This window comes from Paenisporosarcina indica, assembly GCF_001939075.1.
Classification (GTDB): Bacteria; Bacillota; Bacilli; order Bacillales_A; family Planococcaceae; genus Paenisporosarcina; species Paenisporosarcina indica.
Window position 1 is genome coordinate 1 of sequence record NZ_MPTA01000006.1, and the last position, 21,304, is coordinate 21,304.

At 37.4% G+C, this 21,304-nt stretch carries 27 protein-coding genes; 13 read left to right on the forward strand and 14 right to left on the reverse strand.

Annotated elements, in window-relative coordinates; all coding sequences use genetic code 11:
* Nucleotides 1-197: 197 nt before the first annotated feature.
* Complete coding sequence (locus tag GY23_RS13400) at nucleotides 198-458, reverse strand: DUF1871 family protein (RefSeq protein ID WP_075619735.1); 261 nt, start codon at nucleotides 456-458, stop codon at nucleotides 198-200.
* Nucleotides 459-534: 76 nt separating this feature from the next.
* On the opposite strand from GY23_RS13400, the gene GY23_RS13405 reads away from it, so the two are divergent.
* The gene (locus tag GY23_RS13405; protein ID WP_075619942.1) at nucleotides 535-1,707 is read left to right on the forward strand and encodes a MalY/PatB family protein; all 1,173 of its coding nucleotides are present in this window, start codon (nucleotides 535-537) and stop codon (nucleotides 1,705-1,707) included.
* Between the two features lie 46 nt (nucleotides 1,708-1,753).
* On the opposite strand, the gene GY23_RS13410 is transcribed toward GY23_RS13405, so the two are convergent.
* Both GY23_RS13410 and GY23_RS13415 read right to left on the reverse strand, forming a co-directional pair.
* Entirely contained in the window at nucleotides 1,754-1,966 is a 213-nt protein-coding gene (locus GY23_RS13410) for a hypothetical protein (RefSeq protein WP_075619736.1), read from the reverse strand.
* A 17-nt stretch (nucleotides 1,967-1,983) separates the two neighbouring features.
* The gene (locus GY23_RS13415; protein ID WP_211270682.1) at nucleotides 1,984-2,724 is read right to left on the reverse strand and encodes a peptidylprolyl isomerase; all 741 of its coding nucleotides are present in this window, start codon (nucleotides 2,722-2,724) and stop codon (nucleotides 1,984-1,986) included.
* 145 nt (nucleotides 2,725-2,869) lie between these two features.
* Between GY23_RS13415 and GY23_RS13420 the strand changes: the two genes are divergently transcribed.
* The 8 genes from GY23_RS13420 (at nucleotide 2,870) to mnhG (ending at nucleotide 10,094) form a co-directional block, all read left to right on the forward strand.
* Nucleotides 2,870-4,102, forward strand: a complete 1,233-nt coding sequence (locus GY23_RS13420; RefSeq protein WP_139311126.1) for an MFS transporter — start codon at nucleotides 2,870-2,872, stop codon at nucleotides 4,100-4,102.
* 226 nt (nucleotides 4,103-4,328) lie between these two features.
* A complete protein-coding gene (locus tag GY23_RS13425) occupies nucleotides 4,329-6,752 on the forward strand; it encodes a Na+/H+ antiporter subunit A (RefSeq protein ID WP_075619738.1) in 2,424 nt (807 codons plus the stop codon).
* Nucleotides 6,739-7,161, forward strand: coding sequence for a Na(+)/H(+) antiporter subunit B (locus GY23_RS13430; RefSeq protein WP_075619739.1), 423 nt, complete (start codon nucleotides 6,739-6,741; stop codon nucleotides 7,159-7,161). Before GY23_RS13425 ends, GY23_RS13430 begins: the two co-directional genes overlap by 14 nt.
* Complete coding sequence (locus GY23_RS13435) at nucleotides 7,161-7,502, forward strand: Na(+)/H(+) antiporter subunit C (RefSeq protein WP_075619740.1); 342 nt, start codon at nucleotides 7,161-7,163, stop codon at nucleotides 7,500-7,502. The genes GY23_RS13430 and GY23_RS13435 overlap by 1 nt, the downstream gene beginning before the upstream one ends.
* A complete protein-coding gene (locus GY23_RS13440; protein ID WP_075619741.1) occupies nucleotides 7,495-8,979 on the forward strand; it encodes a Na+/H+ antiporter subunit D in 1,485 nt (494 codons plus the stop codon). The genes GY23_RS13435 and GY23_RS13440 overlap by 8 nt, the downstream gene beginning before the upstream one ends.
* 2 nt (nucleotides 8,980-8,981) lie before the next feature.
* Nucleotides 8,982-9,461, forward strand: a complete 480-nt coding sequence (locus tag GY23_RS13445) for a Na+/H+ antiporter subunit E (protein WP_075619742.1) — start codon at nucleotides 8,982-8,984, stop codon at nucleotides 9,459-9,461.
* A complete protein-coding gene (locus GY23_RS13450; protein WP_075619743.1) occupies nucleotides 9,458-9,742 on the forward strand; it encodes a Na(+)/H(+) antiporter subunit F1 in 285 nt (94 codons plus the stop codon). Before GY23_RS13445 ends, GY23_RS13450 begins: the two co-directional genes overlap by 4 nt.
* The gene (gene mnhG, locus GY23_RS13455; protein ID WP_075619944.1) at nucleotides 9,726-10,094 is read left to right on the forward strand and encodes a monovalent cation/H(+) antiporter subunit G; all 369 of its coding nucleotides are present in this window, start codon (nucleotides 9,726-9,728) and stop codon (nucleotides 10,092-10,094) included. Before GY23_RS13450 ends, mnhG begins: the two co-directional genes overlap by 17 nt.
* A gap of 70 nt (nucleotides 10,095-10,164) precedes the next feature.
* On the opposite strand, the gene GY23_RS13460 is transcribed toward mnhG, so the two are convergent.
* Nucleotides 10,165-10,383: a hypothetical protein gene (locus tag GY23_RS13460; protein WP_084544144.1), complete on the reverse strand. Its 219-nt coding sequence runs from the start codon at nucleotides 10,381-10,383 to the stop codon at nucleotides 10,165-10,167.
* A gap of 143 nt (nucleotides 10,384-10,526) precedes the next feature.
* Nucleotides 10,527-12,053, reverse strand: coding sequence for a leucyl aminopeptidase (locus GY23_RS13465; protein ID WP_075619745.1), 1,527 nt, complete (start codon nucleotides 12,051-12,053; stop codon nucleotides 10,527-10,529).
* Between the two features lie 122 nt (nucleotides 12,054-12,175).
* Here GY23_RS13465 and GY23_RS13470 point away from each other — a divergent pair, with 122 nt between their 5' ends.
* The gene (locus GY23_RS13470) at nucleotides 12,176-12,652 is read left to right on the forward strand and encodes a divergent PAP2 family protein (RefSeq protein ID WP_075619746.1); all 477 of its coding nucleotides are present in this window, start codon (nucleotides 12,176-12,178) and stop codon (nucleotides 12,650-12,652) included.
* A 96-nt stretch (nucleotides 12,653-12,748) separates the two neighbouring features.
* The gene (locus GY23_RS13475; protein ID WP_211270683.1) at nucleotides 12,749-13,567 is read left to right on the forward strand and encodes a hypothetical protein; all 819 of its coding nucleotides are present in this window, start codon (nucleotides 12,749-12,751) and stop codon (nucleotides 13,565-13,567) included.
* 86 nt (nucleotides 13,568-13,653) lie between these two features.
* On the opposite strand, the gene GY23_RS13480 is transcribed toward GY23_RS13475, so the two are convergent.
* From GY23_RS13480 to GY23_RS13495, 5 genes are all read right to left on the reverse strand, one after another.
* Nucleotides 13,654-13,983 (reverse strand): YuiB family protein, encoded by a 330-nt coding sequence (locus GY23_RS13480; RefSeq protein WP_075619748.1) that lies wholly within the window; start codon nucleotides 13,981-13,983, stop codon nucleotides 13,654-13,656.
* Nucleotides 13,984-14,126: 143 nt separating this feature from the next.
* Nucleotides 14,127-14,252: a YuiA family protein gene (locus tag GY23_RS18325; RefSeq protein ID WP_161487612.1), complete on the reverse strand. Its 126-nt coding sequence runs from the start codon at nucleotides 14,250-14,252 to the stop codon at nucleotides 14,127-14,129.
* A gap of 711 nt (nucleotides 14,253-14,963) precedes the next feature.
* Nucleotides 14,964-16,178, reverse strand: a complete 1,215-nt coding sequence (locus tag GY23_RS13485; protein ID WP_075619749.1) for an NAD(P)/FAD-dependent oxidoreductase — start codon at nucleotides 16,176-16,178, stop codon at nucleotides 14,964-14,966.
* A gap of 548 nt (nucleotides 16,179-16,726) precedes the next feature.
* The gene (locus tag GY23_RS13490; RefSeq protein WP_075619750.1) at nucleotides 16,727-17,089 is read right to left on the reverse strand and encodes a HesB/IscA family protein; all 363 of its coding nucleotides are present in this window, start codon (nucleotides 17,087-17,089) and stop codon (nucleotides 16,727-16,729) included.
* 251 nt (nucleotides 17,090-17,340) lie between these two features.
* Nucleotides 17,341-17,577 carry a NifU family protein gene (locus GY23_RS13495; RefSeq protein ID WP_075619751.1) on the reverse strand — a complete coding sequence of 79 codons (237 nt, stop codon included), beginning with the start codon at nucleotides 17,575-17,577 and terminating at the stop codon, nucleotides 17,341-17,343.
* A gap of 84 nt (nucleotides 17,578-17,661) precedes the next feature.
* Here GY23_RS13495 and GY23_RS13500 point away from each other — a divergent pair, with 84 nt between their 5' ends.
* Nucleotides 17,662-17,994 carry a YuzD family protein gene (locus GY23_RS13500; protein WP_075619752.1) on the forward strand — a complete coding sequence of 111 codons (333 nt, stop codon included), beginning with the start codon at nucleotides 17,662-17,664 and terminating at the stop codon, nucleotides 17,992-17,994.
* Between the two features lie 48 nt (nucleotides 17,995-18,042).
* Here the strand turns inward: GY23_RS13500 and GY23_RS13505 are convergent, their stop codons facing one another.
* The gene (locus tag GY23_RS13505) at nucleotides 18,043-19,110 is read right to left on the reverse strand and encodes an NAD(P)/FAD-dependent oxidoreductase (protein WP_075619753.1); all 1,068 of its coding nucleotides are present in this window, start codon (nucleotides 19,108-19,110) and stop codon (nucleotides 18,043-18,045) included.
* A gap of 200 nt (nucleotides 19,111-19,310) precedes the next feature.
* On the opposite strand from GY23_RS13505, the gene GY23_RS13510 reads away from it, so the two are divergent.
* Nucleotides 19,311-19,547 carry a YuzB family protein gene (locus tag GY23_RS13510; protein WP_075619754.1) on the forward strand — a complete coding sequence of 79 codons (237 nt, stop codon included), beginning with the start codon at nucleotides 19,311-19,313 and terminating at the stop codon, nucleotides 19,545-19,547.
* Between the two features lie 33 nt (nucleotides 19,548-19,580).
* On the opposite strand, the gene GY23_RS13515 is transcribed toward GY23_RS13510, so the two are convergent.
* From GY23_RS13515 to GY23_RS13525, 3 genes are all read right to left on the reverse strand, one after another.
* Nucleotides 19,581-20,342 (reverse strand): TIGR01457 family HAD-type hydrolase, encoded by a 762-nt coding sequence (locus GY23_RS13515; protein WP_075619755.1) that lies wholly within the window; start codon nucleotides 20,340-20,342, stop codon nucleotides 19,581-19,583.
* Nucleotides 20,339-20,791, reverse strand: a complete 453-nt coding sequence (locus GY23_RS13520; protein WP_075619756.1) for a DUF86 domain-containing protein — start codon at nucleotides 20,789-20,791, stop codon at nucleotides 20,339-20,341. The genes GY23_RS13515 and GY23_RS13520 overlap by 4 nt, the downstream gene beginning before the upstream one ends.
* Nucleotides 20,792-20,937: 146 nt before the next feature.
* Nucleotides 20,938-21,288 carry a YutD family protein gene (locus GY23_RS13525; protein WP_075619757.1) on the reverse strand — a complete coding sequence of 117 codons (351 nt, stop codon included), beginning with the start codon at nucleotides 21,286-21,288 and terminating at the stop codon, nucleotides 20,938-20,940.
* Nucleotides 21,289-21,304 lie beyond the last annotated feature (16 nt).

Here is a 21,304-nt window from a genome sequence, read left to right on the forward strand (position 1 = left end):
TTTAAACGGTGAAGCTTTTTTTTATGGGTTTTTCAGACGTCAAACGCCATTTTTCAGACGTCACCCTTCAAAAGTGTAAGTGAGCCACCGCTCAAGTGGGAGCAAGTGCTGGAACACTAGGTTTATGGTAGCCATAAATTTTACACTTTATATATATTAAAAAAGCTCTCCCATGTATATAAAGGGAAAGCTTAAGCTCAAACTATACACTTGGCTTCATATTTTATTGCAATTAATTTATAGGCAATTTGTACGCATTGTTCAATAGGAATCCAAAGTTCGTACGAATGCTCATAAACTTCTTGTATGCGTTTTGCGAGTTCAGTGGGATGGTCAATCCCTTGTAGGGCTGCCACCACGTCAGCTGTTTCCGTATCATACGCTTCTGATCCCATATTGAAAGGATCCCACGTTTGAAGTAATCGAACAGCTTTCCGATTCATTTCAATGTTTTCCATCTATTTTCACCTATTTTACTTTTCTTTAATACTTGCTATGATAACATATTAATAAAAAAGGAAAGTAGGAATGGCTTTGAATTCGTTTGAACAAGTAATCAATCGACGTAAAACTCGCTCAGTTAAGTGGGACTTAATGGAGATGATATATGAAATTGAAGATGCTTCTGATATTTTGCCAATGTGGGTCGCGGATATGGATTTTGCCGCCCCTAGAGCTGTGATTGATGCATTACACGAACGAATCGATCATCCCATCTTTGGCTACTCCTATATGTGTGAAGGATGTAAAACCGCAGTGCAAACATGGTTGCTGAATCGACACGGTTGGCAAACACAAAATGACTGGATGTTATTTCATCATGGTGTGGTCCCAGCAATTGCAACAGTGATTGAGACGTTTACACAGAAAAGCGACCGAGTATTAATAAATACGCCAGTTTACCCACCTTTCTTCTCTGTCCCTGAAAAACAAGGTCGCCAAATAGTTGAAAATAAGCTATTAGAAGACAATGGTGTTTATAAACTAGACTTTACTTCTTTTGAAAATCAATTAAAACAAGGGATTAAGTTGTTTATTTTTTGTAACCCCCACAACCCTGGAGGAACAGTTTGGCCAAGAAAAACGTTACAAGAAATTATTAGATTGTGCACAAAATATGACACACTGATTTTATCAGATGAAATTCATGGTGATCTAGTGTTTCCTGAATTTAAACATATCCCTCTTGCTTTGCTAGCTGGAGCCGAAGCAGACCGTATTATCACGTGTGTCGCACCAACCAAAACATTTAATTTAGCAGGAGTACAAGCAGCCGTAATGATTGCCACTGATCCTGAAAAACGTGAAAAACTAAAAGAAAATGCACTTTCACATGGACAAATGGAATTAAGCGCATTTGCTGCTGCTGCATTAAATGCCGCCTATGAACATGGGGCTCCTTGGTTAGACGACTTGATGAAAGTTCTCTCATCGCATATGGACTATGCCATTGAAAAAATTACTAAAGCAATCCCGAACATAAAGATCTACAAACCCCAAGGAACTTACTTGTTATGGATCGATTATCGAGCAACAGGTTTATCTGAAGAATCCATTATGAAGTCCCTATTAACCAAGGGCAAATTGGCATTAGAACCAGGGTCGAAATATGGTGAGTTAGGTACAGGTTATTTGCGCATGAACGTAGCTTGTCCCCGTGCAACACTTGAAGATGGGGTTCAACGGTTTATTCACGCATTAACATAAGAAAAAGGCTTAACCGATGGAACTCGGCTAAGCCTTTTCTTTTCTTTTATTTTTGCTTTTTTTGCTGTTCTATATCTCGTTCATTTAATATGCGTTTTTCTAATTCTTTTGTCTGTTCTTCTTGTTTCTTAGACTTTTTTAAAATCCAACGAAAAACAAGAATACATATGACAGCGAATATAAGAAATTCTATTGCTGCTGGAATGTAAGCAGACTTATCTTCTGGAAAGTACAGAAAGTTGAGAATCCAAACTTTCATGTGGGACACTTCCTAACTTATTTTTGAAGAACTTCGATTGACTCGATTTTAATATCTTCAACTGGTTTATCGTTTGCACCTTTTTTAACTACAGCCATTGCATTGACTACGTCCATACCTTCAATAACTTGTCCAAAAACTGTATGACGGTTGTCTAACCAAGGAGTACCACCATTTGTTGAATAGGCTTCAACGATTTCTTCAGGGTATCCAGCTTTTTTCATTTGGCTTAACATGCTTGAATCCATATCGCTTTTTTGAACGATAAAGAATTGGCTACCGTTTGTTCCTGGGCCAGCATTTGCCATCGATAATGCACCATTCAAATTGAATGCTTTATCAGAAAATTCATCAGCGAATGTCGCTCCATAAATACTTTCTCCACCCATACCAGTTCCTGTTGGGTCGCCACCTTGAATCATGAAATCTTGAATGATACGGTGGAAAATAATACCGTCATAATAACCGTTTTCTGCATGAGTGATAAAGTTTTCTACTGTTTTAGGTGCGATTTCTGGGAATAATTTAATTTTGATAGCACCCATAGTTGTGTTCATTACGACTAAAGCTTCATTTGCTGCAACTTCTTTTGATAATTGTGGATACATAGGACTCTCTCCCTCAGTTGTAGTTGTAGTTTGTTGTTGCGTTTCTTCGACAGGTTTTTCAACCTTTTCTGGCTCGACACTCTTATTCTCGCCACATCCTGCTAACAAGATCAGCAGGCTAATTAGTAACAGACTTCCTCGTTTTTCCATGATCATTTCACCCTCAAATAGTCTATCATAATACGACTTTAATTTCAGTAATTAAGTCATCTCACTTCCTTCGGAAAGCGAAATGTTTTATAATAAAGAATTGATTGATGCAATTTATGGTTAAGGAATGAAAGTAGGGATATATTTGAAGATACAAAAGAGAAATTTCACGATAATGTGGATTTCGAACTTTTTAGTTGCAGGAACGATAACGATGATCATGCCTTTCTTGTCACTTTATATTGACACAATGGGTGATTTTTCAGACTCTTATGTGCAGAAATGGTCAGGACTTGTATTTGGTATCACCTTTGTATCTGCATTTTTAATGTCACCGGTTTGGGGACGTGTTGCAGACCGTTTTGGGTATAAACCAATTTTAATAATAACTGGGCTCGGAATATCCATAAGTATTTTACTTATGGGATATGTCCATTCAGTTGAAGGATTTTTCATTCTTAGATTGTTTATGGGAATTGTAACAGGATTTATTCCAACCTCTCTCGCTTTTATCAGTTCGCAAACAGCCAAAGAAGTGGCTGGTAAGACTTTAGGGACTCTTCAAATGGGGAGTGTGTCCGGTTCCCTTTTTGGACCAGTGTTCGGTGGTTTTCTTGCCGACTCATTCGGTTTCCAATATACCTTTGTCATAACATCCGTTGTCATCGCAATCGCTGCTCTTTTAGTGTTAATCGGCATAAAGGAAACAAAAAAAGCACCGTCAAAGTTTGCACATGTATACTCTCGAAAAACGGTTATTATGGGGATATTTCATCATCGATTAGTATTTAATGTAATGATTATCACCGCTCTCATCCAGATAGGTAATTTCAGCATACAACCACTGCTTTCACTCTATGTGGCAGGTTTGACGGATTCCTCGCAAGTTGCATTGCTAGCGGGTGTGACGTTTAGCGCTGCGGGAATCGGAAATTTGTTGTTTGCTCGTAAATGGGGGCAACTCGGAGATTCTGTTGGCTATGAAAAAATCTTAACTATTTTGCTCATTCTAGCTTTTATATTTATTATCCCACAAGCCTTCGTTACAGAACTGTGGCAATTAATGATACTACGCTTACTATTCGGGATTGCTGTTGGAGGATTAATCCCAATTACGACAGCATTAGTTAGACGTGAGTCTCCAATTGAAATTCAAGGAGAAATGATGGGCTATAATACAAGTTTCCGTTTCTTTGGTAATATCATTGGACCAATGTTCGGTGGAATAATCAGTGGATTTATCGGTATTTCTTCAGTGTTCTTTGTTACTGGCGGATTATTTTTAGTAGCATTTATAGTTCTACTACTGACACGAAAAATGCCTGAACAAGATTTTGAACGTGTGTTGCTAAATGAAGAAGCACACCAACAAGCTTAATTATCCATAGTAAAAAGCGTTTCTCGATATTGAGAAACGCTTTTTAACATTGTTTTTCATAAAATATCCACTAAATAATTGTGAACTCTTCCTATTTATCAAGACAGCCAAAGTTATGCGTCAACGCCCAATACTATAGAGAGAATCCAATGCAAGCGAACTAATTCTGAGTTATAATCGAGTTGTGAATATGAAAATGTAATTTTTCAAAAAAAGGAGGATTAACTTGTCATTTGTTTATTTTATTTTCATCCCGATGATTGCTGCACTCCTGATCCCTTTTTTATACAAAAAGGTTTGCGGCATTCATACTGGTTGGTTTGTCCTCGTAATACCTGTCGTTTTGTTCGGCTTATACACGACATTATTGTCTAATGTTCAACATGGTGAATCGGTTACATCTTCATTTGAATGGATTCCCTCATTGAACATATCTTTTGTTTCATACATAGATGGATTGAGTTTGTTATTCTCTCTTCTCATCACAGGAATTGGAGCTCTTGTTGTACTTTACTCCATTTATTACTTGGACAAGACACGCGAACAATTACATAATTTTTATGTGTATCTCATGTTGTTTATGACTGCGATGCTTGGAGTGGTACAATCTGATCATTTAATCAGTTTATATTTCTTTTGGGAGTTAACTTCGATTTCTTCTTTCTTGCTGATTGGTTATTGGTATAAGCGAGATCGTTCCCGCTTCGGTGCACTAAAATCGATGATGATCACCGTGTTCGGTGGATTAATGATGCTTGGTGGATTTGTACTCCTGTCGATTATGGGTGATACGTATTCGATTCGTGAATTAATCGCTATTGCGCCTGAATTAGCTAATCACGAGTGGTTTGTATGGTCATTAATATTAGTTTTACTTGGAGCATTTACAAAATCTGCTCAATTCCCGTTCTACATCTGGCTACCAGATGCCATGGAAGCACCAACTCCAGTTAGTGCATACCTACACTCAGCTACAATGGTTAAAGCAGGTCTTTATTTAGTTGCTCGTTTCACCCCGATTTTCGCCAGTTCCGAATGGTGGATTTGGCTTGTTACTGGAATCGGGTTGCTCACTTTGTTCTGGGGATCCTTCTTTGCATTAAAACAGACCGATTTAAAAGGAATCTTAGCATTTTCTACAGTAAGTCAATTGGGATTAATCATGTCTCTGCTTGGCGCAGGTGCAATATCGTTCCATACAGGGATTGAGGATAACTCAATTTTCAAATACGCAGCATTCGCAGCAATCTTCCACCTTGTCAATCATGCAACGTTCAAAGGTTGTCTATTTATGATTGCTGGAATTATCGACCATGAAACAGGAACTCGTGATATTCGTAAACTTGGTGGTTTGATGAGTATTATGCCGATTACGTTTACCATTGCTATGATTGGCAGTTTCTCAATGGCAGGACTTCCTCCTTTCAATGGTTTCCTAAGTAAGGAAATGTTCTTAACTGGTATGTTATCCATACCCGATTTTGACTTCTTTGCATTCGACACTTGGGGGATTTTATTCCCGATTATTGCATGGATTGCTAGTGTGTTCACATTTGTGTATAGTTTCTACTTTGTATTCCGTACATTTACAGGTACATATAAACCTGATTTTTTACCGAAAAAAGCACACGAGGCACCATTTGGAATGTTAATTTCACCAGCAATTTTAGGTTTGCTAGTCGTTGCGATCTTCTTTATTCCAAATATAATTGCAGATATATTGATTAAACCTGCAGTAGCTGCTATTCAACCCTATCTATATAGTTCGCCTGAAGAGATTGATATACATGTCTCCGCGTGGCACGGTTGGGCTAGTCCTGAACTTTGGATGACAATCGGAATTATCGTCATTGGTTTCTTGTTATATTGGACCTTGTCTAAATGGCAACCTATGTTTGAGAAGATTCCTAAATGGTTCTCATTGAATCGAATTTATGACAAGTTGATGGATTTAAGTGAAACAGGCACTCATCGTTTTTCTAGTTTGTATATGACCGGTTATATGCGTTCATATTTAATCTATATGTTTACAGCGATTGTTGTGTTAACAATTAGTACGGTATTTATTAAAGATGCGTTTGATATCAGTTTTGCGATGCTTGCACCGATTCACCTTTACGAACTGGTTATCGTGTTGGTATTAGTCGCGGGAACAATCACCGTGTTAACAGCTAAGTCGAGGTTGACTTCAATCATTGCTTTAGGGTCTGTTGGTTATTCAGTAGCTTTATTCTTTGTCATATTCAATGCACCTGATTTGGCATTGACTCAATTAGTCATCGAAACGGTATCCGTTGCCCTATTCTTGTTGGCATTCTATCATTTGCCAAAATTAAATCGACACGAGAATCGAATGAAATTCCGTTTAGGAAATGCATTAGTTGCTTTTGGTGTTGGAGCAATGGTAACGATTGTTGCACTATCTGCACACTCAAATAAACTGGTACGATCAATTTCTTCATATTATGAAGATACCGTCTATTCTGAAGCAGGCGGAGGTAATATTGTAAACGTTATCTTAGTTGACTACCGTGGATTTGATACATTATTTGAAATTACGGTATTAGCCCTTGCTTCACTTGGCATTATTGGGATGATCAAACTTCGATTATCGAAAAAGAAAGAGGTGAATCGAAATGAAAACAAATGATGTGATTTTGCAAACGACAACAAAAGTCATATTCTTTATCATTATTCTCTTTTCGATTCATATTTTCTTTGCTGGACACTATGCACCTGGTGGAGGGTTTGTTGGAGGATTACTTACATCCAGCGGAATCGTCCTACTGTTGCTGGCATTTGACTTAAAAACAGTGTCTACCATGTTACCAATCAATTACACCGTCATGGTAGCAATTGGTTTACTAATAGCACTGGGTACAGCAGCAGGGTCCATCTTTTTTAATGTTCCTTTCTTCACACATGCATTTGAATACTTCACGCTCCCACTTCTTGGCAAACAGTCATTACATACCGCCGCTTTGTTTGATGCAGGAGTTTACCTCGTTGTCGTTGGTGTCACGATGACCATTATTCAATCGATTGGAGAGGACGAATAATGGAAATAGTAATGTGTTTTGTTATTGGGTTTTTATTCATGGCAGCAGTTTACCTCATGTTGTCCAAAAGTTTGCTTCGAATCATTATTGGTACAGGTCTTTTAAGTCACGGTGCGCATTTGTTGATATTAACAATGGGTGGACTAGGGGGTTCTTCACCTCCTGTTGTAGCTCCAGGCGTTACAGATTATGCTGATCCGTTACCTCAAGCATTAATCTTAACCGCGATTGTCATTAGTTTTGGCGTGACCGCATTTTTCTTGGTGCTTGCGTACCGCTCATACCAAGAGCTTGAAACCGATAATATGAATTTAATGAGAGGAACTGAAGATCATGATTAATTTGCTTTTGTTCCCCATCTTACTTCCATTCTTCTTTGCCATGATACTGCTGTTATTTCCCAAGAAATTATTTCTACAGCGAACCATATCAATTGTTGCACTAGCTTTAACTGCTGTTTTCACGATTATATTAATGCTAAAAGTAAAATCGGATGGTATTCAGGCAATTACATTAGGTAGTTGGCCAGCACCATTTGGTATATCGATGGTTTCTGATATGCTTTCCGTACTTCTCGTTTTATCATCCACAATCATTGCGATTTTTGTGGTTTGGTACAGTTTTTCGTCCATTGGTAAAGAGCGTGAATCATTTTTCTATTATCCCGGTATTTTATTTATGCTTACAGGGGTGAATGGTGCATTTACGACAGGTGATATTTTTAATATGTTTGTATTTTTCGAAGTGCTATTAATGTCTTCCTATTTATTAATCGTCCTTGGTGGAGAAAAAGTCCAATTGCGAGAATCAATTAAGTACATATTAGTAAACGTTATTTCATCCGCATTGTTTGTTATTACGGTTGCCTACTTGTATTCAGTTGTTGGAACGTTAAACATGGCCGATATCTCAGTGAAAATAGCACAAATTGATCAGCCAGGAATCATAACGGTCATCGCGGTTTTATTCTTAGTCGTATTCGGTTTAAAAGGTGCGATATTCCCGCTATTTTTCTGGTTACCAAGTTCTTATGCGGCTCCGCCTATTCCTGTATTAGCGTTATTTGGAGCTTTACTTACAAAAGTCGGGGTGTATGCGATAATGCGTACGTACACCTTGTTTTTTACACTCGATCAAGGCTTCACTCATGAATTGTTGATGGTACTATCCATCTTAACGATTGTTGCGGGGTGTATCGGAGCATTAGCATATTTCGATGTTAAGAAAATCATCATTTACAATATTATCATTGCGGTAGGAGTTATTTTATTTGGAGCTTCACAAATGACTGAAACCGCGTTAATGGGTTCTGTTTTTTATTTGATTCACGATATTCTCATTAAGGGAGCCCTCTTCCTTCTAATAGGCGTAATCATAGCCATTACAGGTACATCTAATTTACGTAAAATGGGTGGACTAATTAAGACCTATCCGATGCTTGGGTGGACTTACTTGATTGCTGCATTTGGATTGGCAGGTATTCCTCCGCTAAGTGGATTCGTCGGAAAACTATTGATTGTACAAGGTGGATTTGAAGCGGGTAATCTTTGGGGCAGTATCTTTATATTAGCGTCAAGCTTAGTTGTCTTACTTTCTGTCATGCGCATCTTTATCTATGCGTTTTGGGGAGAGCCTGTACAAGTTATTAAATTGGATTCAATACAATATCGTAATCTCTTTACACCAGCAGCTATTTTAGTTGGATTCAGCGTAATTTACGGCGTTGGTTCTGAGTGGCTTGTACCTTATATGAGTGACGCAGCAGAAGTGCTGTATAATCCTTCTACATACATTAAAGCCGTTTTAGGGGGTGCTTGATCATGGCTTTTCAACTTTTGTTAAATTTCTTTATTGCTGTTGTGTGGATGTTCATATCGGTATCATTCACCGCTTCGACTTTCATCGTTGGATTCATACTGGGGCTGATTATGCTTTGGATTATGCAACGCTTTATTCCAGGAAGATTCTATATGAGCCGTGTTTGGGCTGTCATTAAATTGGTGGTGTTGTTTTTCAAGGAACTATTTATGGCAAATATTCAGGTGTTGTTATTGATTATTCAACCTAAAATGCCTATTAAACCAGCCATTTTCGCGCTTCCTACATCTCTTGAAAAAGAATGGCAGATCACCTTGTTGTCAAGCCTAATCACATTGACGCCAGGTACTTTAGTGCTTGATGTATCCGAGGATTCGAAGACTCTTTACATCCATGCCATCAATTATGAGGATTCGGATGATGCCATCAATTCCATTAGGGATACATTTGAGAAAGCTATTTTGGAGGTGAGCCGCTCATGATGATTTTCTTTTGGGTAGTCCTGATACTGATTAGCTTATCGATGGTTGCTTTCATTTACAGACTTGTAAAAGGCCCATCTACTCCGGACCGTGTAGTGGCACTTGATGCATTAGGTGTTGCATTAATATCAATGATTGGTGTCATTTCCATTTTGGCAGACACAATCTTTTTCTTAGATATTATTTTATTGTTAGCGATTTTAGCCTTTATTGGTACTGTAGCTTTCTCTAAATTCTTAGAGAAGGGAGAGATTATCCAACGTGATAACAATCCTAGCTAACATTCTCATTGTTGCAACCATTGTATTTGGTGTCATTTTCACGCTCGTGACTGCAGTTGGATTAATTCGATTGCCCGATATTTATACGCGTACTCATGCGGCATCAAAAAGCGCAACGCTTGGTGTTATGTTTATATTGATCGGGGTCTTTCTTCATTTTTGGTTGATTGAAGGGCATCTAAATTCACGTATTCTTCTCGGGATAATATTCTTGTTTATCACGGGTCCTATAGGTGGTCACGTAATCGGACGTGCATCCTATCTATCTGGTGTGAAGTTGTGGGATAAATCGGTAGTGGATGAACTTGCACCCGTTGTAGAAGAACGAAAAAAACAATTTAATAAACAATAAAATAAATTAAAACGCTTATGCGCTCTACCGATAAGGTAAAAGCATAAGCGTTTTTCATTTATTTTTATACTTAGTAGCCGTATGGATAGTATGGATAGTATGGATAGTATGGATACGGTGGATAATAATATGGATACGGTTGACTATAGCCATACCCACCATACAATGAAGACCCTAATAAACCACCCAGTACTCCACCAATAAAAGGACTGCCAAATCCGCCACCAAATCCTCTGCCGAATCCTCCACCAAATCCTCTTCCAAAACCTCTTCCAAAACGATTATTCATATCTCTCCTCCTCTTCATCATAACGTATGAAAAAAAGAAGGAGCGACATATGCATAATGCCTACTTAGTTTTTCTAGCCTTTAAATTTGAAAAACCGACCGTTTCACAAATCATACCGGTCCCTATCGATTTGAATGATTGTTTTACTCTTCGCTATCTTCAAGGCTCATTCGTTCTACTAGTGTAGCCAATGATCGCACCATTGCTCCTGTGCCACCTTTGGGTCCTAAATCATATGCTGCACTTGCATCGGAAGTTCCTGCGATGTCTAAGTGAATCCAAGGAGTATTCTCTACGAATTCACCAACAAAACCTCCTCCAAAGATCATGTGCCCATCACGCCCAGGTGAATTGTTTAAATCAGCTACATCACTCTTACGGATTCGTTTTTTATCACTTTCCGTTAATGGCATACGCCATACAAACTCTCCCGTTTCAGCAGTTGCTTCTTTAAATAGTTCAAAGAAAGCATCATCATTTGAAAGTGCACCGGTTTTGTCCTTGCCAAGTGCGACAATAACTCCCCCTGTTAAGGTTGCTATATCAACTATATAATTAGCACCTTGTTGCTTCGCATAACTCACAGAGTCTGCCAAGACCAAACGACCTTCTGCATCTGTATTTAAAATTTCAATTGTTTTGCCACTGTACGAAGTAATGACATCATCAGGTTTAAAAGCATTTCCCGAAATCATATTGTCTGTTGAAGCAATAACAGCGATCACGTTTTTATTCGGACGTGTTTCACCAATAATTCGCATGGCACCTAGAACTGCAGCAGCACCACCCATATCGCCCTTCATTCCGACCATACCTTCTTTTGTCTTAATAGAATATCCACCCGTGTCATATGTGATTCCTTTGCCAACAAGACCTACTACATCGTTCCATTCGTCATTTGCACGGTATTTCAAAACCATTAATTTCGGTTCTTCTGTAGAACCTTGATTTACAGCTAAGATTGCACCCATTCCGAGTTCTTCCATTTCAGCTTTTCCTAATTCTTCATATTCAAAGTCATAAGTCTCTGCTAATTCTTTTGCGTACTCAGCCATTTTTGTCGCAGTTAACACGTTTGGTGGCATGTTTACGAGAGTACGTGCTTCGTTAACTGCTTCTGAATACACTTGTCCAATTTCAAAGTAAGACAAGATTTCTTGTTCATCTGAATTTGTCACTAACTCCACTAAATCGAGATAGTAATCAGTAGTATTTGAAGATGTTTTATAGTTTTGAACTTGATATAGTCCTAAGCCGATGCCTTCTGCCGCTAAATAAGTTGCATCCTCAATCTCAATTTCTTCATTGGTGAATGAATCTAACCAAATCGAAACGTTCGTAGTTTTGGAAGCGACAAGTTCTTTTCCTACAGTTCCAAAAATATCTCGTAACTCGTCTTGTGTTAATGTTTTACGATTGCCAAGTCCCACGAAGAAAACTCGTTGAAGTTTCCCCTCTTTTAGGGTCGGCAACTTCGTTAGTTTCTTACGATCTGTTGAAACATCTCCAGCTTTCAACCACTTTTCTAACGATGAACCGTAAAAAGAAACGAATTCTGACCAATTTGTCGTGTTCTCCGGGTGCTTGTAAGTTCCCACAATTAAAACTTCAGCTTGAATTTCATTGAATTGCACTCCAGTTACTTCAACATTCACAAAAAACCCCTCCATATCTATACATACAAGTCTAATTATAAACTATTATTATTCGGATTTCGAATTGTCAATAATCACACTTTTGTGTTGTGATATAATTGTCTATACAATATGGAAATAGAAAGGATGCGCTGTTTATGGACCTTTTAACGAATATTCCACTCATCGCTGCACTTTTAGGAATTATATTGGCCCAATTCATCAAAGTTCCAATAACATATTTAGTAACAAGAAATTTAGATTGGAAATTGATGACTTCCACGGGTGGAATGCCAAGTTCACACTCAGCTGCAGTCACTGCCGTCACAACTGCAGTTGCATTTGAAACAGGTCTAGGCTCACCTCTCTTTGCAGTTTCAGCTATTTTTGCAGTAATCGTCATGTTTGATGCAACTGGTGTTCGTTTCCAAGCAGGACAACAGGCAGTCATGATCAATCAAATGCGAAGTGATTTTCAAACTTTCGTAAATCAATCCAAGGATTGGGCACATAAGAAAGAGGAAGAAAAAATTGAGGAATTAAAAACATTACTTGGACATAAACCGAGTGAAGTATTTATGGGTGCCATTACTGGGATCTTGATTTCTATTGTTATTTACGTCTTTATTGTCTAAGGCTATGTTTAATTATTGGAATGAGTTGATATAATTTTGTTAAAAAAATTATTTTACATCGTTTTACTTCTAATCACATTATTGCTAGTTGCAAGTGTGACTGCCACTAAATTTAAAGAAAATATTACTTCTTTTATTTTTGGAAAAATAGTCACAAAAGAGAAAGAAGATTTAATAAAAGACCGAAAAAAAATAGAATTTAAACATTTATCGATTTATTATTCAGATTCAGATTCAAAACTATTGCCAGCAACAAAAGATTCATTGGCACGTGCAATGGAATTGAATAATTCTTTGTTTGGCTCTAGTTATACTCAACCCTATGATTTAATTATCTTTAGTAGTAAAAGTGAAATTGAATCTTTTTCAGGTCTAGATTATGCTATCGGGATTAATTCTCCCATTAACAATTTGTTTGGTGTACTTCCCGAAAATAAAGAAGGGATTATTGAGGATATACCGCCTCTTGTTTGGAACTACAAATCAAATATAATGCATGAATATACCCATTATGTATTTACACAGAAAATATCTGAAATCGGATTGATAAATGAAGATTTCCCTCTATGGTTCTCAGAAGGAGTAGCAGAATATATTGGCTCTGATGGTGAAAGTGGATTTGTATTAGAGCTAGGACCTAAAATTGTGTCATTTAATGAATTGACTACTAATGAACAATGGAACAAGTACCGAACGGACATTCAATATGATGTTTATTTGCAATCTGAAAAAGCTATCCATTTCTTAATCAATGACTATGGAATTGGTATTATTAAAAAAATCATCGTGGAAACAAGTTCTAAAGGTGGATTCGAAGAGGGACTCCAAAGTGCCACTAATATTAATATAAAAAAACTAGATGGTTTCATCAAGACTTTACCTAAAAGAGTAGATACAAATGAATCAGACAGGTAAAGGAATTAGCGTCAAATTTGGAAGTTGTTAAATGAAATTGTATAAAAAAGCAGTAAAGCTCAAATAAGAGCTTTACTGCTTTTTAGTTAAAACATTTGATAACCATTTTTACGTAACAGTTTAATAACAATTCCTGAAATAATTGCTCCGAGTAACCCACTTGATAGTATCAGAATGTCTGCTATATGAAGTGACACTAATTTATCTCCGAGTGCTTGAAATGCAAACACTGGTGATGTGAAATAATCAAAAAACTCGATATCATCAATAATCAAGATTACAACGATTGGATAGACAAGTGCCATTAACCAAGTCATGCGTAGTAACATGTTGAGCAAAAAGCCGATTCCGAAAAACATAACTAAAAATATTAATACTGATAACATTAATTGTACAAGCGAAAAATTTCCGTCCATTGAATGATTCCCTCCATGCTTCCTTTCAACAGTTTACATGATTGATAAGGTCCTTTCAATGGACATGTACGTTGTTCAACTATATGTAACAATTAATAACGCCCCTCGTCGGCTTTATCACCTTTACGAAACATTATCGAAGTTTATTTTCTGCCTGATCCTGAACAGCATGTGCATGTTTCTGATCCACCAAGACGTAATTGGAAATAACCATTTCCTTTGCAATACGGGCATTGATTAGTTTTATCCTCTTTTTTAGTCGTGTTCATCTGAACCGTCTCCTTTTATTTCTTAATTTTCAGATAATATATCATAGACTAAATATTCTGTAAACCATTTAAATACCCAATGTAAACGAGTACATTGGACTTTATCTCATTTATTCTTTGATTATCTAAGGATAGCTCATTCTTTTAAAAAGCATTTTATCACTCTTGTAACCAAAGAAAACTCCTGGTGAATACTTTCGATTACTTGATGGCCCTGAACTAACGTATTTTTGGCTAGTTCATGAATCTTAACAAAGGTATCTGGTTTCTGGCTCAATCAATTCGGACTTAAACCGATGTGCATCGTATATTTCTGTCAATTGTGCGGTAATGACTAGTTCGTTGGTTGTGGGTCCCAAATAAAAATCACCATGTTGTCACTTATGTCGTTCTGAACGACACCTGTACGAAAAACCATTACTCCTTACACAGGTGACTGTATTCCTGTCTCTTCTAGCACTTATCTGCTGCACTGTTTCCTTTGATTCACATACTCTGCTGGGGGGCTAATGACCATTTTCCGTCTTAAACCACCGTAGCGTGTCTTCAACAAGCCTATTCACCTAATGATTAACGGCCACCCAGATTCTCCTAGCCACTTTACTGCGGTCCTTGTTCGTCACGACCATCATCCTGCTATTAAAAAAACCCATCTGGAAATTCCAGATGGGAGACATATATTGATTCTTATTAAATTTTCCAAACTACTTATTATAGTAAGTTAAATTTACCTTTTTTCACGACTAATGACGGACCACCGATCATGTAAAGAGAGCGGTTATCGATTACTTTTTTCATGAATGATGCTTTTGTTCCCGTAATTTTTTTACCGAAAACAACACCGATTGCGTCATGCTCGCCAAGTGAACATACACTACCTTTTAAATCAGGTACGAATTCTTCAGTTGCTGATCCGTTAATTAAAGAGATAATGTTTTTCGCCACTGTAACACCTTGTTGCATAGCAATTTGTGCAGTTGGTGGGTAAGGACGGTTAATTTCTTCATTGATCATTAACGCACAGTCACCTACGATAAATACATCGTTATGGCCAGGAGCACGCATATCTTTATCGACTTTAACGCGAGCACGCATATTTTCAATGCCTGATTGTTCAATCAAACGATTTCCGCGAACTCCTGCAGCCCAGACAACAGTTCCAGCTTTGATGAATTCAAACTCGTCTTCACCTTTTTTAATTTTCACGCCTTCAGGTGTCGCTTCCACTACTGGAGTTCCAACTGAAAATTCGATTCCTTTTGCTTGTAAGTGTCCTACAGCGTATTCCACCAATTCTGGATCGAAACCAGGTAATACCATTGGAGACGCTTCTACACAAATAATGCTTACTTTATCTTTTGGTACATCAAATTCTTTACAAAGTTCAGGAACACGGTTTCCTAATTCACCTAAGAATTCGATACCAGTGAATCCAGCACCACCAACGACGATTGTTAAACGGCTATCGTCTTTGACTTCATCCATTGACCATGTTGCAAATTGATATTCAATATGTTCACGGATTTGACGAGCCGCTTTTACATTCGCAATGGAAAGCGCATATTTATCTAGACCTGGAATGCCGAAAGTTTCGCCTTCGAATCCAAGACCAATTACTAAGTAGTCATAAGTAAATTCACCATTATCAGTTGTAACTTTCTTTGAAGCAATGTCGATACCTTCTACAGATGCTTTAACAAATTTTACTTTGTCAGCTTTAATTACATCTGCAATCTCATAGCGTACTTGATCCGGACGTAGAGTTCCAGCTGATGCCTCATGCAACCATGTAGATTCATAATGATAATTATTTTGGTTAATTAAAGTAATATCAGCAACGTCAGTGCCAATATTTTTTTGTAAGTTAACTACTGTTGCCAAGCCGCCATATCCGGCTCCTAATACTAAAATTGTCGGTCTTTTCACGAAGATCGAAACCACCTTTTACAAGTTTTATATGCATATTGCATTAGTCAAAGAAAAAAGAAGTATTTTCATACTTCATAAATCTTAACGTCCAAAGTTTATTTGTCTAAATTTCGACAAACGTACTATCTCTAATAATAGCTCTTTTAAGTTTTGATTTCAATACAATCTTGTCTAGTGTTAAAGGTTTGAATTTACAGAATAAGAATTTAGTTTACTAGTACGAAACAATTAACTTTTTCCTATATTAAACATTAAGTAATATCAAATTATCTATTTTCATCGTACATTTGCGCATGAGCCAACAACAATGAAAACCGCATACTTGTTAGTCTCATTCTTCACGCTCCTGCGGGTGGTCATGCAGGCGCAAATTCACTCTTTTGTTAATATTCAATCTCAATACTAGTTAAGGAAACAGTTAAATATAGGCGATTTGCTTTTCTTAACATACGTAGATTTCGATTGTTCATTGCCAATCAAAAACCTCCTCTAATAGTAATGTAAAAACATTATCTACCGAGGAGGAAAGTTTAGTCAGCCCTATGTTAACAATTTTCCGGAGTGCCTGTTTTTGTTGAGGTTCTAAATGAAGATCCACAACCACATGAAGCGATTGCATTTGGATTTTCAATTGTAAATCCGCCACCCATTAAAGATTGTTTATAATCTATAACCGTTCCATTTATTATTGCTTTGTCATCATTTGATACAAGAATTGTTAACCCGTGCTGTTCTAAAATTGTATCAGAATCTTTTTTCTCATGTTCGAAGCCCATCCCGTAAGATAGACCACTACACCCTCCACCATGAACGGCTACACGTAAAAAAGAGCCTTCTTCTTCATTGTGAGTCATCATTTCTTTCACTTGGTAAGCTGCAGCTTCAGATAATTCAACAACTTGTGTCATGGTTACACCATCCTTCTTTCTGATATGATATCAAGTTTACTCCTGAACTTTCCAGAACTTCAACTCGAAAACAATCCCCTATTTGAAAACCTTATTCGGTATAATGTAAATGAGTCTATATAAAAAAAGAAGCCCGAAAAGGCTCCTAGTTACTAATTTTCTAGTTTAAAGCCTAGGCTCTTATGCTTTGCCCCACCCAAAGTGGATCGTGAAGGCGTTGCGACTGTGGTCGCGGTCTTAGCCTTCAAACATTAAAATACTTGTTCAACTTCAACAACACCTGGTACTTCTTCCAAAAGTGCACGTTCAATACCAGCTTTTAATGTAATAGTGGAACTTGGGCAACTCCCGCATGCGCCAAGAAGACGAAGTTTAACAATGCCATCTTCGATATCAACAAGCTCGCAGTCTCCACCATCTCGTAGTAAGAATGGACGTAATTTATCTAGTACTTCTTGAACTTGCTCGTTCATTAATGTATCAGTCATTTATTTCGACTCCTTTCCTTATAATCATTATAATGTGAAGAGATGAAAAAATCCATCAGTTAATACTAAAGGGGAATAATAATCATGGACAATAAAATACTTTCAATTGAAATCTTCGGTTCTGATATAGTATGTGCAAGTTGTGTGAATGCACCCAGCTCTAAGGATACATACGAATGGCTACAAGCTGCAATTGACCGCAAGTACCCAAGTCTAACTTACAATATTTCTTATATCGATATTCAAAAGCCAATTGATAATGAGCGACAACAGGCATTAGCCAATCGTGTATTGGATGATGAGTTCTTTTATCCTCTCGTCTTAATCGATGGCGAAGTCGTTGGTGAAGGCTATATCCAGTTAAAGCCTGTATTCACTGAACTTGAAAAACGCGTGATTGAAAGTGATCCATCATAAAAAGAAGACCTAGAAGCTATTTTTCACTTCTAGGTCTTCTTTTATTCATCAACCGTTATGCCATTTGTACATCCATAATATACCGGATTTTAATAAACGGGCAATACGTCCCGTAACTGTTCGATCCGCTAAAAAGGCAAAGCCTTGTTTTTTCCCTAAAGAACCAACAAATCCTTTCAACTTAATTTCAGGCATCGTTTCAGGTAATTCTTTGCCTTTCCATTTAGCTTGAAGCACTTGTACAATTTGTTCAGCTTGTTCTTCCGCTACATAAGCACTAGGTGCGAAAGGCAGTGCAGCACAGTCACCCACTACATAAACATGTTGATCTTCTGGTAAGTGATGATACTTACTCAAAATAACGCGTCCAGTTGAGTCTGTTTCGCCACCCAAGTTACGCACGGGTGCAACTGGCTGTATTCCCGCAGTCCAAACAACAGCATCTACATCAATCGTCTCTTCATGGTTATACAAAACCTTTGGCTCTACTTTTGTAATGTTTGAGTTACTTACCACTTCAACGTTGTGCGTATCAAACCACTTTTTCACAAAATTACTTAAACGTTCAGGGAAATCACGCAATATACGTGGACTTCTGTCAAATAATTTAATCCGTAAATCGGGACGTGATTCACGAAGTTCACTTGCAAGTTCAATCCCACTAAGTCCAGCTCCGACAATTCCAACAATCGAATTCGATGGTAATCCACAAAGTATGTTAAAGGTTTCTCGAGATCGTCCGATGGTTTGAATGCTATAGGTAAACTCATCAGCTCCTGGTACACCGTGATACTTATCTTCACAACCTAATCCAATGACTACATCATCGAAAGGAATTTTCCTATCATCTGATAACACAACCACTTTTTCTTCACGGTTAATTTCTACAATTTCACCATAAACCATTTTTAAACGTTCATGTTCTGGATAAGCTACACGTACCTCCTGATCAGGAACCGTACCTGCTGCAAGAGCATAAAATTCAGTTTTCAAACTATGAAAAGGTGTACGATCGATTAACGTAATTTGGACGTCATCTGGTAAATTATTCGGCAATAAACGAAGCAATACGCGCATATTGCCGTATCCGCCTCCGAGCAATACTAAATTTTTCATAAAAATCTCCCTTAAGGCTGTTCAAAAAATCCAATTAACCGACAAGCAAGTTGCTAAATTGAGCTTTTTAAACAAGCATGTTATATACAGTCTACCTCTACGTAGTTAGTATAAATCATTGTGAGATGTTTCACAATAAGACAACTGAATTGACGTACGAAAAAAAAAGAGTAGCATGTCGATGTAGCGAGGTGAAGAACGTGAATCCTATGGTTGAATTTTGTGTCAGTAACTTGGCAAATGGATCACAAAAAACGTTTGAAGAATTAGAACGCGATCCGAATTTAGACGTTCTAGAATATGGTTGTTTAAGTTATTGCACAAAATGTGCAGAATCTTTTTTCGCAATCGTAAATGGCGATGTAGTTCAAGCCGACTCCCCAGATGAACTTACGAAAAAGATTTACGAATATATAGAAGAAAATCCACTATTTTAAAGAAAAGGAGCTGCATATATGCAGCTCCTTTTGTTATACCCATTCAAGTAAGTTTTCAAGCATCATAGTGGGAGGAATTTTTTTCAAATGAATTTCAGCAGTTGTTGTTACACCTGTGTTTACATGAACCGTATCGATTCCAAATTCAATGCCTGCTAAAATATCTGTATCATAATTGTCTCCAATCATTACCATTTCTTCTTTTGAAAAATTATGTTCAAGCTGAATCATATTCAGCATATGTCCTTGAGGTTTTCCAATATATATGGGATCAATGCCTGTTGAGGTTTGAACAAGTGCTGTAAAAGCACCGTTACCTGGCATCAGTCCCCTTTCATTTGGAAATGCACGATCACTATTTGTTGAAATAAACACCGCACCACTTCGAACATCTAAACAAGCTTGGGCTAGTTTTTCATAGGAAATACCACGATCAATACCCATGACAAATACCTCATTTGATGACGAGACAACTTCTAAGCCATTTTCCAATAACGCATCGTGCAGTCCACGTTCTCCAATCATTGAAACTGCTGCATGTGGATAATGCAGTGCTATATATTTCGCAGCAGCCATTGCGGAAGTCATAATATGACTCCGTTTCGGATTAATCCCGAAACCTATTAGTTTCTCCATTACTTGATCCGGAGTTTGAGAAGCATTATTTGTTACATAAAAAGGTTCAATGTCGCTTTTTTGTAATTGATCAATAAAATGGACGGTCTCGAGGATTGGTTCGGTTCCACGATACACGGTACCATCTAAATCAAGACAATACGCTTTGTATGTTTTCATGCTTTGTCCTCAGGTATGAAAGCTGAGACTGGTCCGAGTTCGTGAGTTAAGTAGTGTTCAACTTGATCCGAAAACTGTTTTAAAACGCTCAAGTTCGCAATAAGAGTCTCGGCTATCTCATTATGATTTACATTAATAAAATCACGTACCAATGTTTTCCTTAATAAAATCACTTCTTTCAAAGGTGCATCCATTTCTTGAGAAATCACTTTTTCATCAGTTAAAATGTCGATGATGTCATCGTAGCTACCAGGGTCGCGCATGATAAATCCATCGATCATCGTATTCCCTACATCAATTATGGATTCGATAACGTTTTGCGCGATTCGTTCCAAGGCCAATTTGCTGATGTTATTGGAAGTGATATCAGGTGTTTCTTCAAGCACTTGAACAATTTCCGTCATATAAGATAGTGTCGTATTAACTTTTTTGCGGTCAACAAAATACATGTGAAGTCCCTCGCTTTATATCTTCTTAGTTGTTGGTCTTTTCCATCCTATAGTACCATAAATGCCAGACGTGGAAGGAGAACTGCTTTATGGAATAAATTTAGATGTCTCGAATTTCATTATGTTTAAATATAAAAAACCCTCGATTAAGATTGGGTATCTAAATCGAGGGTTTCTTCAATTGGAATTTCTGCCGTTTCAACTAACACTTCAGCGGGTTTTGCTGGGCCGAATTTTTTTAAGATAAAATGGGCACACCCAAAGTTACAATGCTCGTATAAATAATCTTGTAAGGTACTAACTTTTGTATCGTACGTTGCTTTTTGGTTTTTATCATCGAAAAAACCTTTTAATCGAAGCTGTCCATAACCCCAGTCTCCAAGGATATAGTCATACTTATTTAATATTTCACTATATCGTTCTTGAAACGCTTCTTCTTTAAACGCTTCACGATAATCTTTAATTATCTCATAATCCCATCGATCGATTGTTATCATGTTTTACTCACACTCC

Coding starts and splice junctions, on each gene's coding strand:
- GY23_RS13450 (WP_075619743.1), top strand. CDS start 9,458: ATGATGATTTTCTTTTGGGTAGTCCTGATACTGATTAGCTTATCGATG.
- GY23_RS13515 (WP_075619755.1), bottom strand. CDS start 20,342: ATGAAAACATACAAAGCGTATTGTCTTGATTTAGATGGTACCGTGTAT.
- GY23_RS13460 (WP_084544144.1), bottom strand. CDS start 10,383: ATGAATAATCGTTTTGGAAGAGGTTTTGGAAGAGGATTTGGTGGAGGA.
- GY23_RS13520 (WP_075619756.1), bottom strand. CDS start 20,791: ATGTATTTTGTTGACCGCAAAAAAGTTAATACGACACTATCTTATATG.
- GY23_RS13495 (WP_075619751.1), bottom strand. CDS start 17,577: ATGACTGATACATTAATGAACGAGCAAGTTCAAGAAGTACTAGATAAA.
- GY23_RS13490 (WP_075619750.1), bottom strand. CDS start 17,089: ATGACACAAGTTGTTGAATTATCTGAAGCTGCAGCTTACCAAGTGAAA.
- GY23_RS13480 (WP_075619748.1), bottom strand. CDS start 13,983: ATGGACGGAAATTTTTCGCTTGTACAATTAATGTTATCAGTATTAATA.
- GY23_RS13440 (WP_075619741.1), top strand. CDS start 7,495: ATGATTAATTTGCTTTTGTTCCCCATCTTACTTCCATTCTTCTTTGCC.
- GY23_RS13430 (WP_075619739.1), top strand. CDS start 6,739: ATGAAAACAAATGATGTGATTTTGCAAACGACAACAAAAGTCATATTC.
- GY23_RS13500 (WP_075619752.1), top strand. CDS start 17,662: ATGGACAATAAAATACTTTCAATTGAAATCTTCGGTTCTGATATAGTA.
- GY23_RS13505 (WP_075619753.1), bottom strand. CDS start 19,110: ATGAAAAATTTAGTATTGCTCGGAGGCGGATACGGCAATATGCGCGTA.
- GY23_RS13410 (WP_075619736.1), bottom strand. CDS start 1,966: ATGAAAGTTTGGATTCTCAACTTTCTGTACTTTCCAGAAGATAAGTCT.
- GY23_RS13470 (WP_075619746.1), top strand. CDS start 12,176: ATGGACCTTTTAACGAATATTCCACTCATCGCTGCACTTTTAGGAATT.
- GY23_RS13435 (WP_075619740.1), top strand. CDS start 7,161: ATGGAAATAGTAATGTGTTTTGTTATTGGGTTTTTATTCATGGCAGCA.
- GY23_RS13525 (WP_075619757.1), bottom strand. CDS start 21,288: ATGATAACAATCGATCGATGGGATTATGAGATAATTAAAGATTATCGT.
- GY23_RS13400 (WP_075619735.1), bottom strand. CDS start 458: ATGGAAAACATTGAAATGAATCGGAAAGCTGTTCGATTACTTCAAACG.
- GY23_RS13415 (WP_211270682.1), bottom strand. CDS start 2,724: ATGGAAAAACGAGGAAGTCTGTTACTAATTAGCCTGCTGATCTTGTTA.
- GY23_RS13445 (WP_075619742.1), top strand. CDS start 8,982: ATGGCTTTTCAACTTTTGTTAAATTTCTTTATTGCTGTTGTGTGGATG.
- GY23_RS18325 (WP_161487612.1), bottom strand. CDS start 14,252: ATGAACACGACTAAAAAAGAGGATAAAACTAATCAATGCCCGTATTGC.
- GY23_RS13465 (WP_075619745.1), bottom strand. CDS start 12,053: ATGGAGGGGTTTTTTGTGAATGTTGAAGTAACTGGAGTGCAATTCAAT.